This is a genomic window from Collimonas sp. OK307 (assembly GCF_900113705.1).
Classification (GTDB): Bacteria; Pseudomonadota; Gammaproteobacteria; order Burkholderiales; family Burkholderiaceae_D; genus Collimonas.
Genome location: NZ_FOQI01000006.1, coordinates 43,075 through 57,082, shown reverse-complemented (window position 1 = coordinate 57,082; position 14,008 = coordinate 43,075). Strand labels below are relative to the sequence as shown.

Annotated in this window: 7 protein-coding genes and 1 pseudogene; 5 read left to right on the top strand and 3 right to left on the bottom strand. The window is 56.9% G+C overall.

Going from position 1 to position 14,008, the window contains the following annotated elements:
• Positions 1-4: 4 nt before the first annotated feature.
• Positions 5-8,764, bottom strand: coding sequence for a glycoside hydrolase family 94 protein (locus tag BM205_RS09850; RefSeq protein WP_371326475.1), 8,760 nt, complete (start codon positions 8,762-8,764; stop codon positions 5-7).
• Between the two features lie 571 nt (positions 8,765-9,335).
• Here BM205_RS09850 and BM205_RS09845 point away from each other — a divergent pair.
• Positions 9,336-9,821: an RcnB family protein gene (locus BM205_RS09845; protein ID WP_092414327.1), complete on the top strand. Its 486-nt coding sequence runs from the start codon at positions 9,336-9,338 to the stop codon at positions 9,819-9,821.
• Positions 9,822-9,926: 105 nt separating this feature from the next.
• Here BM205_RS09845 and BM205_RS09840 read toward each other — a convergent pair whose 3' ends face one another.
• Positions 9,927-11,195, bottom strand: a complete 1,269-nt coding sequence (locus BM205_RS09840; protein WP_092414326.1) for an NRAMP family divalent metal transporter — start codon at positions 11,193-11,195, stop codon at positions 9,927-9,929.
• Positions 11,196-11,494: 299 nt separating this feature from the next.
• Between BM205_RS09840 and BM205_RS09835 the strand changes: the two are divergent.
• Together BM205_RS09835 and BM205_RS09830 are read left to right on the top strand one after the other, a co-directional pair.
• Positions 11,495-11,647 (top strand): annotated as a pseudogene (locus tag BM205_RS09835) (ferritin-like domain-containing protein); the annotation flags it as partial.
• A gap of 70 nt (positions 11,648-11,717) precedes the next feature.
• Positions 11,718-12,020, top strand: a complete 303-nt coding sequence (locus BM205_RS09830) for an ElaB/YgaM/YqjD family protein (protein WP_092414325.1) — start codon at positions 11,718-11,720, stop codon at positions 12,018-12,020.
• Between the two features lie 114 nt (positions 12,021-12,134).
• Here BM205_RS09830 and BM205_RS09825 read toward each other — a convergent pair whose 3' ends face one another.
• The gene (locus BM205_RS09825) at positions 12,135-12,287 is read right to left on the bottom strand and encodes a DUF3309 domain-containing protein (protein ID WP_092414324.1); all 153 of its coding nucleotides are present in this window, start codon (positions 12,285-12,287) and stop codon (positions 12,135-12,137) included.
• Between the two features lie 310 nt (positions 12,288-12,597).
• On the opposite strand from BM205_RS09825, the gene BM205_RS09820 reads away from it, so the two are divergent.
• Complete coding sequence (locus tag BM205_RS09820) at positions 12,598-12,837, top strand: hypothetical protein (protein WP_092414323.1); 240 nt, start codon at positions 12,598-12,600, stop codon at positions 12,835-12,837.
• Between the two features lie 76 nt (positions 12,838-12,913).
• Entirely contained in the window at positions 12,914-13,942 is a 1,029-nt protein-coding gene (gnd, locus tag BM205_RS09815) for a phosphogluconate dehydrogenase (NAD(+)-dependent, decarboxylating) (RefSeq protein WP_092414322.1), read from the top strand.
• Positions 13,943-14,008 lie beyond the last annotated feature (66 nt).

Here is a 14,008-nt window from a genome sequence, read left to right as displayed (position 1 = left end):
GCTGTCAGGGTTTTTTCGCATCTGGCTGCACAGGCAGCGTTATGTCCACCACATGCTCGCGCTTGTCATCCTGCAAGACGATCACCGCATCCATTTGCATCACCCCGTCAACGCTAACCTGAGTGCCAGCACCGCCGGCCGCAGTTTGCGTGACTACAATCTTGTACATGGTATCCCGGTAGCGGTAATTCATCCGATAAGTATCCCAGTCGTGCGGCAGGCATGGCGTGACATGCAGTTTGTCCCCTTCCAGTTTCAGGCCAAGCAGCGATTCGACGATCAGGCGATACATCCATCCTGCCGATCCGGTATACCAGGTCCAGCCGCCGCGGCCGACATGCGGCGCCCTGGCGTAGACGTCAGCGGCGACAACATAAGGCTCGACTTTATAAGTGGCGATTTTCCTGGCAGTCTTGCCATGGTTGAGTGGATTGATCAGCCGCATCAATTCCCAGGCGCGCCAATGATTCCCCAGCTTGGCAAAGGCCATCACGGTCCAGATTGCGGCATGGGTATACTGCCCGCCATTCTCGCGTACACCTGGAACGTAGCCGCGGATATAGCCCGGATCCTGGTCGGATTTGTCGAACGGCGGGTCCAGCAACTGGATAATGGCTTCAGTGCGGCGTACCAGTCGCTTGTCGACTGCCTGCATCGCCATCTGCACGCGGTGCAGATCGCCGGCGCCAGACAATACTGCCCAGCTCTGCGAAATCGAATCGATCTGGCATTCGACGTTCTGGGCAGAGCCGAGCGGAGTACCGTCGTCGAAATAGGCGCGACGGTACCAGCCGCCATCCCAGCCGTTTTTTTCGATATTTTGCTGTAGTTGCCTTGCTTCAGAACGACAGCGGTCGGCGAAAGCCTGGTCCGCGTGAATCTCGGCTATTTCAGCGAAGCCGGTCAACACGTCATACAGGAAGAAACTAAGCCATACGCTTTCGCCTTTGCCTTTGTCCCCCACCTTGTCCATACCATCGTTCCAGTCGCAAGATCCCATCAGGGACAGGCCGTGCACACCAAATTTCAAGCCTCTCTCGATGGCCCGCACGCAATGTTCATAGAGTGTCCCCACCTGGTTTGAACGGCCTGGCAGGTCGTAGTATGAATCCTCATCCTGGTTGAGCGCACGACCCTCCAGGAAGTGCGTGCTTTCGTCCAGCACACCGCTATCGCCGGTACTGCTGACGTAACGATGAACCGCCAGCGGCAACCACAAGTAGTCGTCGGAACAATGAGTGCGCACGCCACGGTCGGTAGGTGGATGCCACCAATGCTGGACGTCGCCTTCGATGAACTGGTGGGCAGCACATAGCAGCAGTTGGGCACGTAACAGCTGCGGCTGGTTGTGCACCAGCGCCATGGCGTCCTGCAACTGGTCACGGAAGCCGAACGCGCCGCCGGACTGGTAGTATCCGCTACGCGCCCACAGGCGGCAGGAGATGACCTGGTACATCAGCCAGCCGTTGGCGAGCAGATTGAGTTCCTGGTCAGGTGTTTCGACCTGGACTGCACCCAGCGTCCGCTCCCAGAACGCATGTACCGCTTGCAAGGCCTCCTGCGCTGCAGCCGCACCACGGTAGCGCTGCACCAGGTTGCTGACGTTGGTCTGGCGGGTATCGGCCATGCCGAGGATGAACACGATCTCGCGTTGCTGCCCCTGGTTCAGCTCGAATTGCATCTGCATTGCTGCGCACGGATCCAGGCCGGCGCCGATCTTGCCTGACAGACGGACACGTTCCATCGCCGCAGGCTTTTGCAAGGAGCCGTTGCGGCCGATGAATTCGTTGCGGTCGCCGCTGATGCTGCGGGCGCCGGCGTCGACATCGAAGAACGCGGTACGATCGGTGAATTCGGTGTTGTAGGGATTGCGTGCAAACAACGCGCCGGTAGCCGGATCGGTTTCAGTGACGATATGCATGGCAGATTTTGGGCGCAGATCGCCAAGCACCCATTCGACATAACCGGTCGCAGACAGCTTGCGTACCGTGTCGGATTCGTTACGCACCCGCAGTACCGAATATTTAACCGATGCATCCATTGCGACATACACGGTCAGCTCGGACACAATGCCATCTTCAATGTGTTCGAACACGCTGTAGCCGAAGCCGTGCCGTGTCACATAGTCGCCCGTACCGCGGCGCGGCAGCGGGGTAGGGGACCAGTAGTGTCCACTCTCGTCGTCGCGCAAATAGAATACTTCGCCGCCGATGTCGCTGACGGGGTCGTTAGCCCAAGGCGTCAGGCGGAATTCATGCGCGTTTTCACCCCACGTGTAAGCTTGTCCGCTTTCCGAAATGACGCTGCCGAATTGCGGGTTGGCGATGACATTCACCCATGGCGCCGGCGTGACCTGGGTGCTGGAGGTGGTGATCACATATTCGCGTCCATCCGCCGAGAAGCCGCCAAGGCCATTTTCCATCAGCAGGTCCCGGCTGGGCACTTCAATCTCCTGTGCGACGGAAAATGGCGCCTGTCCTAATGCCGGTGTCAGGCGCGGCACGCGGATTTCCATCAGGTCGCGCCGGTTGATTTGCTCAACCAGCGTGCCGCGGCTGTCGCTCAAGATCACCCTGGCCACCGACTGGAACAGAATCCGGTCTTCATCGGATATCTGATCGATCAATCGCACAAATATGCCGCCGGGGCGGTCGATTTCATGGGCGCCGGTAACCGATGAAATCAGTCCCAGGATTTGTTCTTGCAGCGATTGCCGATAGCCGGCGTGGTCTTCGTTCCAGATGACCAGGTCGATCATCAACCCTTTCGAGCGCCAATACGCGTGCGCTTGCACCAGTTGGCGCACCAGCTCGATGTTTTCCTGGCTCTTGATCTGCACCAGCACGATCGGCAAATCGCCGGAGATGGCGTAACCCCACAGGCCGGATTGCCCGCGGTGATTGCGGATCAGGATACTGGCGTCGGCACGCAGCAGCGGATTGACGTAAATAACCGAATTGGCCAACCGGCTATATAACTGCGCGTCGGCTTCGCTGGCGTTAAGCTGACGCAACACCACTTGGCTATGCGGCCAGGACAATTCGACCACGCGGTCAGCCAGATGCCGGTCCTGGTATTTCTCGATCAAGCCCAGGCACGCATCGCGCGAGTCGCCGATACCGGTCACCATGTCGATGGTGGCAGTCTGTTCTGCTTCAAGCGTGATTTGATAGCGGATGGCGACGATAGGGTCGAGCACCGGGCCGGCATTGCCCGCCAACGGCTCCGGATCGCGCATCGCTTGCGGTGCGGCGACGGTATTGCCGCGGCCTATAAACTGCATGCGGTCGGTTTCATACGATACCGTGCCGATATCGGCGCCGTGCAGCGCCATCAGATGGAACATCCACGGCATTTTTTCATTCATCGAACGCGGACGGCGAGTGCACAGGATGGCGCGTTGCGCGGCGATGATCTCGGTCTGGACAAACAGATTGCTGAATGCCGGATGGGTGGCATCGGCGGCGGCTGGCGCCAGCACTACTTCGGCATAGCTGGTGATATCTATGGTGCGGCGTGTACGCGAGCGGTTGATGATGCGGGTACGGCGCAATTCGATGTCGTCTTCCTGCGACACCACGATTTCGGTATGCATGTCGAAATTGCTGTCGCCCCGCCGGAATTCAGCGCGGCCCTCGGAGAAGATCACTTCGTAATTATCGGGCGGCGCCAGTGTGGGCTGGAATGCCGTCGACCAGAAATGGCCGGGTTCGCCAGCGTTCAATTCACGGACATAGCAGAAGGTGCCCCAGTTATCGCGGGTGCTGTCTTCTTGCCAGCGGGTGACGGCCAGATCGTTCCAGCGGCTGCGGCTGCCGCCGGCGCTGGTGATCATCACGTGATAACGCCCGTTGGACAGGAGCTGCACTTCCGGAGTACGTGGATCGGGACGCTGCAGCACGCGCATTTGCATGCCTTGGTCGACTGCTGCAGTACGGATGTCGGCCAGCTCCGTGGTGTTAGAATAAGTTGCACTGGCTTTCGGCACACGTTCGTGCAGCAGCGACATGGTGGCCTGGAACAAAGGGTCCGATTCGAAACGCTTTTGCATGGGAGCGTCGAGCAGCAAATAGGCTAGCGACAAGAATCCCATGCCCTGATGATGCGCCATGAATGAGCGGATTACCGCGTTTTGCTGGCCGCGTGGAATCCGCGACGGCGTGTAATCGATCGCTTCGAAGAAACCGTACTCGCCTTCGAAGCCTTCAGCCGATAATTGCTGCAGGTTGCGGCATGCTTCTTCCGGCGCTACCATCAACGCCATCATCGACGCATATGGAGCGATCACCAGATCGTCGCCGAGGCCGCGTTTGAAACCGAGGCCAGGCACGCCGAATGCGCGATACTGATAATTCAGGCTGGCGTCGAAAGTGTGATATCCCGATTCCGAAATGCCCCATGGCACGCCACGCTGCATGCCGTATTCGATGTGCCGCTTTACCGCAGACCGGTAAGTCTGGGCCAGCAAGGTATTTTCAAAGTTCGGCATGACCAGCAGAGGCATCAGGTACTCGAACATCGAGCCGCTCCACGACAACAGGATCGGCTCGCCGCCGGCGACGGTGAGTTGGCGTCCTAGCGCAAACCAGCTGTCCTGCGGGATCTGGCCCTGGGCGATGGCGACAAAAGTGGCCAGCCTGGCTTCCGAGGCTAACAGGTCGTAGAAACTGACATCGCGCCGGCGATCACTGACGTTGTAGCCGATGGCCAGCAGATGTGTGGCGGGATCGTACAGAAAGCCGTACTCCATGCGGGAAAAATCTGCAGCTTGTGTCACCAGCTGTTCGATCAGCAGCATGCGCTCGGCGGCTTGACTGCTGCCCTTGGCCACCAGTTGGCTGAGGCCGGGTTGCGCGTGGGTTTGCTGCAAACCATCGTCCGCAGCAAACTTCGCTTCAAGCACTGGCGCTAGATTGGCATGGTTTTGCGCCAGTTGCCGCAAGGTGGGAATCTGGTCCAGCTGCGGGAAATCATTTATCCATTCCGCCGGCGACAGCATGTGGATCCACGGTGTCAGGATATTCAACTCGTGCAAAGCTTCACGACACTGGCTGGCCAGAGCGCGGGCCCAGACATTGAGCTGGGTGTCGGGAACGGTGTCGAGGCCGGCAACGAAACCTGCCGCGCAATGGCTCAGTCTTTGCAGGCAATCGTGCACTACCATCAGTGTAGCTGGTGCAGATTGGCAGGCAGCTTCCAGATCTTTTTCGAACTGGACCAGTTTCGCCAGCGGACCACCGCCCGCCGTATCGCGCAGGATTTCATAAGTGTCGCGAATGCCGGAAAATACTCTGGCGCTGAATATCGGCGTATCCAGCAAGCCGGTCAGGCCGGGGCGCAGAGTCATCAGGTGGCCGGCAAGATTACCGCTATCCACTGTTGAGACATAGATCGGGTGCAGCGGTTTCAGGTATTGGGTGTCGTACCAGTTGTAGAAGTGTCCCTGGTAACGTTCCAGGGAAGCCATGGTCTGGAAGGTGTTCTGGGTTCTTTCCAACAGCTGGCCGGATGGGATGTAGCCGAAATCATAGGCGGTCAGATTGGCCAGCAGGGACAGGCCGATGTTGGTGGGCGAGGTACGGCGCGCGACCACCGCCACCGGGTGTTCCTGTACATTGTCGAGTGGCAGCCAGTTATCTTCCGGGCCGACGTAGGTCTCGAAAAACAGCCACATCTTGCGCGACAGCGATTTCAGGAAACGAGTCTGTTCCAAAGACAGCTGGGTTATGCGGCGAGCAATCGGCTGGCTGATCCAACACGCGATAACGGGAGATAGCCACCACAGCAGCAAAACGACCGTAGCGGCTTGCAGCGCGCTTGGATTCCTGACAACCAGCCACGCCGCCGTGGCGAGGGCAATCACCGGCGCGATCCACATCGATCTGTAGTAGGACAGCAAACCGTTCGCAGTCTTGCGATTGACTTCGCTGGATGGATTCCATTCCAGTAGTTTTTTATGTGAAACCAGTATCCGCCATTGCGTACGGATAATGGCGTCCAGGTTCACTGCGGCCTCATACGGCAAAAAAATCAAGGTCAGGGCCGCATGGGAAAAATGCTGAAGGGCTGCCCGCAGCGATGCGGAAAAATGCTGGCGAAACAGTACGTCTTCCGGTTTTCTGAGCAGGCTCAACAGGCTGGCGCAGATGGAGGGAATCAGCAGGATGCCGAGCGCGACGCAGGTCCAGAACCAGGCTGAAGCCAGACCGATCCAGCCGGTCAGCAATAAGGCTGTCAGCGCGAGCGGGACTATGCTGCGCCGCAGGTTGTCGAACAGCTTCCAGCGCGACAAGGCTGAAAGCGGATTACGGTGATGGCCGATTTTGCCGCTTGCCGCGTCACGTGCACCTGGCACCCTCGGCAGCAGCCAGGAAGCGATCTGCCAGTCGCCGCGTATCCATCGATGGCGACGGTTGATGTCGGCACTGTAGCGGGCGGGATATTGCTCGTACAGCTGGACATCGCTGAGCAAACCGGAGCGCGCGTAGCAACCTTCCAGCAGATCATGGCTGAGCACGCGGTTTTCCGGCATGCGGTCTTTCAATGTCTGTTCAAAGCTGTCGATATCGTAGATGCCTTTGCCGACAAAAGAACCTTCGCCAAAGAGATCCTGATAGACATCCGATACGGTGCGGGTGTAAGGGTCGATGCCGGTTTCGCCGCCGCACAACAGTTCGTAGCGCGAGGCGCTGGCGCTGGGCAGGCTGACCGCCAGGCGCGGTTGCAGGATGCCATAACCTTCGACCACGCGCTGGCGGCTGGCATCGTAGTGCGCGCGGTTCAGCGGATGGGCCATGGTGGCCACGAATTTTCTGGCGGCATCGCGTGGCAATTCGGTATCGGTATCGAGCGTGATCACGTATCTGACATTGCTCAAATTTTCCGTATTGCCGACGATAAGCGAAAAACAGTCTTTTGCACCGCCGCGCAAGAATGCGTTGAGATCTGCCAGTTTGCCGCGCTTACGCTCGTAACCCATCCAGGTGTTTTCTGGTGGATTCCAGCGCCGCGGGCGGTGCAGCAGCAGGAAATTGCTATCCTCATCCTGGAAGTATTTTTTGTTCAGTTCTTGAATGTTGTGCTCGATATGCTGCAACAGGCCTTCGTCTTCCGGCATCGTTTCGGTTTTTGCGTCGGCGAAATCGGTCAACAGGCAAAAGCGCAGATTGGCGTCGCGGTTGGCCAGGTAGCGTACTTCGAGCGCTTCACTCAGGTTGTCGATATTTTGTCTGGTGAACATGATCGTCGGCACCACCACCAGCGTCCGCGATTCGGCTGGAACGCCGCTCGAAAAATCCATCCGCGGCAGCGGGTGCGGCACGGCGACCAAGGTGATCACCCAGTTGACCATGGCATGCGCAAACTGGCTGCCAGCCACCAAAGCGAGTGCGGCTACCAATGCCAGCAGCCAAACGCTTGCGCCGTCGGCATAGGCCTTGGCGACGATACCACCGGTGACTACCAATGTAATCAACAGCATGCTGCCCATATAGGCGGCCAAGGGGGCTGTTTTGCCCGCGCGCCGCAGCACTTCCATCGACGGAAGCCTGGCTGCGACGGCTTGTTCCAGTTGCACCAAGCCTTTGCCGACCAGGTAATAGCCGACATGCCCGGTGCGTTGGTCGACACCTGTCGCCTCGGCGCCGGCAAGGCGTACCGCATGTTCGGCAATGTCGGATTCCGACAGCGGACTGTACCGGGCTATCTTTTCAATGACATGCCGATAGTGATCGCGCGTGGAAAAATCCATGCGGGCATAAACGTCGACCGGGTCCTTGCGCAAGACATGATCGACCACACTCATGGTTTCGACGAATTCCCGCCAATCCATGGCGCTCAGGAAGCGCAGGCTGCCGATGCTGTTGCTGATCGATACCTGGTCGGCGGCTTGCTGCTGTGTTTCAGACTGGACCAGCAGCTCGATGGTCTGGCCGGATTCCGTCAGGCGTTGCGACAGCCAGGTCAAGGGCAGTGTCAGTGCCGGGCTTTGCCCTTGCAGGCGGCGCACCAGTTCGGCGACGAACGCGCTGTCCAGCGGCGGGTTGGAGCGCGCCATGTCGGCCACCAGCAGGATCAGGTTGCTGGGGTCGTTTTCGGCGCTCTCCGCCATGGCGTCGGCCCAGGAGTCGGCCAGATTGCGATTGAGGCGTGTGTTGGCTAGATGGGCCGCGACGCGCCGCAGGTTTTCTATCAGCGCCAGGCGCAGCATGATCGGGATCGCCCACAATTCACCCAGTTTCAGAGGGGTAACTTGCTGGTAGGCGGCGACGAAACGGCTCAGGCTTTCGGGATCGACCCGGCCATCGCCGTGCGAAATGGTTTCCAGCGCAATGTCGTAGACGCGCGGCCGGCCGGCTGAATTGCCGCGCAGCAGGCGCGGCAATTCCTTGCTGTAGTTTTTTGGCAAATGACGTTTGGCGGTACGGATCTGTTCTTCGATCAGATAGAAATTATCGAGCAGCCATTCAGCGGCAGGCGTGATCTGGCGGCTAGCCTGGATTGCTTCGGTCAGCTGGTTACAGGCATCGATGATGACATTTTCATTGTCTGCCAGACGCGATAGCAGTTGGTCGCGCGCGCGTTCGCTGCTGAGTTTGTGCGCATTGGCCAGGATACGGCCGTGTTGCTCCATCTGCAAGGCGCTGAACAGTTCCGCGCGCAGTGGTAGCTCGTCCTCTGCCGGTCCGTTACGCATGCTGCCGGGTAGCAATGCGTTCTTTATGCCGAGTAAACTGTCATAGAGAGATCTTGGGTCTGTTTTCAATTCTGACGTTTCTATTTATGTAATGAAACTGAAGAGAATCGGATCGCAGAGCGTGGACATGGTTGTCAAGGATCTGATTCTGGCCCTGCAAAATAGCGCTTCAGGCAACAGCACAAGTTCGCTGTCAAGAGAGGCGTCCGACAGGGGACGATAGAATTTGAGGCAGCGGGAATGCCGGCTGGTGTGCTGTGGGCCAGCCTGCGCTTTACAGCTTAGCAGTTTCTTCGGGCGCTCTTTGAACATCAATTGGAGCTCGCCCCGTTAATTTTATTGCGCTGACGGTATTGGTCAAGGTTAAGTGAAATGCCGGATAAACTCAGTGCGCTGTCGCACATAGTGAAAATCACAATGTAATGTGGCGCAATGCAACATAACGCGTCGCATCTGCTCCGTCAGACTGCGTCGACGTCTTTCTGCGCGTTGCCAAATGTCAGGTAAGTTAGGTGCGCTGGCGCACAGAGTTTTCAGTTTGGTAAGCCTATCTTGTAAGCAGGCCCTGTCAGGATAGGTATGAGGCCCGCGCCCGAGTGCACGCGACGAATATGATACTTACCAATAAATGGAGCCGAATATGAACTTCAAACCCATTGTTTGCGCCATCATGGCGATAACCATGACCACCGGCGGATCTGCCTTCGCTCAAAATTTCGGCGATCGTAATGATCACCAGCAACGAGACGGTCAAGGCGACAACCGAGACAATCGAGACAACCGAGACAACCGAGACAATCACGACAACCGCAACAATCAAGGCAGGCCACAGGATCATCGGGATAACCGGGATAACCGGGATAACCGGGATAACCGGGATAACCGGGATTTCGGGCAGGCTAATCGCGGTCACCAAGGCGAACGTGGCGCCGGACCGAACCATGAATTTTACCGTGGCCAGCGTCTGCCACCTGAATATCGCAACCGGCAATATGTGGTTAATGACTGGCGTGGCCACCATCTGAATGCACCGCCGCGCGGTTATCAGTGGGTGCAAACCGGTGGCGACTACGTGCTGGTGGCGATTTCCACCGGTATCATCCTGCAGCTTCTCCTGAATAACTGACAAAGCCGTGTTTACCGTCTTGTAGCTGACGGCTTGCAACAGAAAGCTCTCCTGAGTGGTCATAAAGGAGGGCTTTTTTATTTGGGGCGCTTCACGGATTCCGGCCTATTTCCCGAGCGTCCAAAACATCGCCAGCACCGCGACAGCCATGACCCCGGTGCAGAGCCAGCCTAATCTTTTCAATTTGACGGTGATCACGAATCGCCCCATGATTTTCGGATGCGCAGCCATCAGCATCATCACGCACATGATCGGCACCGAAATGACGCCGTTAATCACGGCACTCCAGTACAGCGCCTTGATCGGATCGATGGGGGCGAAGCAGAGCGCTACGCCGATGGCGGTCGAGATGGCGATGATCCCATAGAATTTCCGGGCCAGCACAGGTTTCAGTTCCAGGCTGTTTTTCCAATGGAACGCTCCCGCCATGGCATAGGCGGCCGAGCCGGCAAGTACCGGGACAGCCAGTAATCCGGTGCCGATGATGCCCGCGCTAAACAGCCAAAAGGCGAACTCGCCCGCAATCGGGCGCAATGCCGTAGCCGCCTGTGCCGAGGTTTGTATATTCGTGATGCCGTGCAGGCCAAGGGTGACTGCGGTCGTCAGCATGATGAAGTAGGCGACGATGTTGGAAAAGCCCATGCCAAGGCTGGTGTCGATCTTGATCCGGCGAAAGTTGGCGTGGGCCTGGTCCGGGGCATCTCTCAACGGTTTCGCGTCCGGACTGGCTTGCAGGTCTTCCACTTCCTGCGACGCTTGCCAGAAAAACAGGTAAGGGCTGATGGTGGTGCCGAATACAGCCACTACCGTGGTGATGTATTCAGGCTTCCAGGACAAGTGCGGCCAGACGGTTTTTTCGAACACCTCGGTCCACGGCGTATGCACCACGAAGGCGGTGCCGACATAGGCTAGTAAAGCCAGCGTCAGCCATTTCAGCAGGCGGACGTAACGATCGTAGGGAATGAAAATTTGCAGCACGAGCGACAACAGGCCGAAGCCCAAGGCATAAAAATGCGCAGGGCCGCCCACCAGCAGCCTCAATGCTTCCCCCATGGCGGCAACGTCGGCAGCGATATTGATCGTATTGGCCACCAGCAGCAGGCCGACGATGCCATATAACAGCCAAGGCGGGTAATGACGGCGAATGTTGGTAGCCAGGCCATGGCCGCTGACCCGGCCGATTTTCGCGCTGACCATCTGGATGCCAACCATCAGCGGATAGGTCAGAAACAGCGTCCACAACAGGTTGAAACCAAACTGCGCTCCTGCCTGGGAATAGGTGGCAATGCCGCTAGGATCGTCATCTGCGGCGCCGGTAATCAGGCCCGGACCGAGTTTTCTTAACCAGCTTTCTTTTGATTTTGGATTTTTCATTCGTGAGCGGCTTGCCGGAAAGTCAGTCTTGTTATTCGTTTGAGGTTAGCAGCGTTGTTTTTTTTCTTCGTGCATTGCAGCAGGAATTTCGCGTTTCCATGCTATTGCTCAAAAAAAGCTTATTGTTGAACGCTATCCTGGTCTGTACGCTATCGAACCATGAATACGGGAACTTGCCGATATGTCAGGCACTAAAACTGGCAGTATGTGCGTCAGCGTACCGATCTCTCGCAATATACGACATACATTGGATACATTGCTTAAGCACAGAATTGCCGTTGATATCGTGCGTCGGAATTCATGATGATGTCAGTGACGTCAAGGCCATGATCAAAGCCAATCTGATTGCCGAACGCATCGGCGACAGCGATCCGACTACGCGCCATATGCTGGTCGGCATCATGGTCAAGGAAGGTGAACACGCTGATGATATGCGGGATTTGCTGGCTTGAGTGCTGCGCATGATTTTGTTGAATAATACCGGCGCAAAGATCGCGTCTCACACCATCCGAGGAGAATCCTATGTTGGAAAACAATTTGAAGGTCGTCAATGATGACGTAAAAAAGCTGATCAAGGATGCGCAGGCTTTATTGCTGGCAGCCGCTGATTTGACTGGCGACAAGGCAGAGGAAATGCGAAATCGTGGCATGCGCCTGCTCGACAAGGCCGTGGTCACTGCCCAGGATGCACAAGCTAATGCGATTGTCGCCGGCAGGGAAATGGCGGATTCGGCCGAAGTCTATGTAAGAGAGAATCCGTGGCGCGCGCTGGCTACGGCTGCAGGTGTAGGATTTCTGGCCGGAGTGATCCTGGCTAAAAAATAAAGCTACGGCTGCGCGCAGCGATAGTGCGGTGTTAAGACGATTCTCCGAGCTCTCGGGAAACGGTGTGGCGCAGATCCCAGATCTAGATTGCGCCACCTTTTTTTCGAAGCCGGTTTATAGTCGCCCGGTCAGCAACATGACGATCAGGATGACAACGATCAGTCCCGTAATGCCGCTTGGGCCGTAACCCCAGTTGCGGCTATGCGGCCAGCTCGGCAGAGCGCCGATGACGACGAGAATCAGTAGAATGAGTAAGATGGTGCCCATGCTTGGCTCCTAAAGAAGTGAAAAGACTGGTTCGCAAGCACGAGCGCAGCTTGCAACAGGAACTTAACGCTGTTATTTTTTCAGCTAAGTATGGAACCAAGATAGTGGGGAAAGATCGCACGGTCTGTACGCTGCCGCACAAAAAATCGCCTGCCTGGAAATCGGATTTTCTGCAGATATTTACAGTAGTAGCATTGATCAAAACATGGTCTGATCGGAAGTGCCGCGTTTATTGTGACAGAATGCAAAATGCGACAAAAATAGGGATAGATACCGGTAGACTGATTTTTCACACCGCCTGGAGACTGCAATGCTTACCGAAACAATTGGTGACTACGAAATCGAATGTTCCGGAATCCAGTTGCCTGACAGCGAAGACTGGGTAGCCAATCTGGCCATTTATGCGCCATCCACCAATCCCATGCATAGAAATGACATTTTTCCGTCGCAACGGGTCGCGGTTGATGTCGTATTTTCCAGCGAACGGGAAGCTGAGGCGGAGGCCCGCGTTGTTGCCATTTCGATGATAGAAGACCGAAGAAAAGAATAGCGTTAAAAAGCGATGTAAAAATACAGTCAAATCCGGAAGATTCCAAAGTGAAGATTATTCAGCGAGGAGATGCACGATGCAGCTAGGGATGATTGGGTTAGGGCGCATGGGCGCCAACATGGTAAGGCGCCTGACCAAAGGCGATCATCAATGCGTGGTATATGACTTGCATCCGGATGCGGTCCAAGCGTTGGTGCATCCCGGTGCGACAGGCGCATCGTCGTTGCAAGACCTGGTGAGCAAATTGAGCAAGCCGCGCGTGCTGTGGCTGATGTTGCCGGCGGCTGTGGTCGACGAAAACCTGGCGCTGCTGACACCACTGCTGGACGCCGGCGACATCGTGATCGACGGCGGAAACTCCTATTACCACGATGACATTCGCCGTGGCATCGAATTGAAAGAAAAAAACATCCACTACATTGACGTCGGCACCAGCGGTGGCGTCGCCGGTTTCGATCGCGGCTATTGCCTGATGATTGGCGGCGATAAGGACGCTGTGCAGCATATTGCGCCGATTTTTGCCACGCTGGCGCCAGGAGTTGATGCGGCAAGTGCTACGCCTGGCCGCAAGAAGTCCGACAGTAGTGCCGAGCAGGGTTACCTGCATTGCGGTCCGCAAGGCGCCGGGCATTTCGTCAAGATGGTGCATAACGGTATCGAGTACGGCATCATGGGCGCCTATGCCGAAGGCTTGAACATCCTGCGCAACGCCAATATCGGCAAGCGCAGCCACGATACGGATGCGGAAACAACGCCGCTGCGCAATCCGGAACATTATCAATATGATTTGGACCTGCCCGAGATCACCGAACTCTGGCGGCGCGGCAGCGTGATCGGCTCGTGGTTGCTGGATCTTACTGCCGGTGCGCTGCAGAACGATCCGCAATTGGACCGGTACGCCGGCCGCGTGTCGGATTCAGGCGAAGGGCGCTGGACAATTAACGCCGCCGTCGACGAAGCGGTGCCGGTACCGATTTTGAGCGCAGCTCTTTTTACACGTTTCAGCTCACGCGGCGAAGGCGATTTTGCCGATAAGGTCTTGTCGGCCATGCGGCAAGGATTCGGCGGCCATATAGAAAAGCCGGTTAAACCACAGGAAGATTGACGACGGTAGTGCACGAAGATATTAAAAGCATCAAAAATATTAGTTGCCGCTGTCCAGGAACAAGAT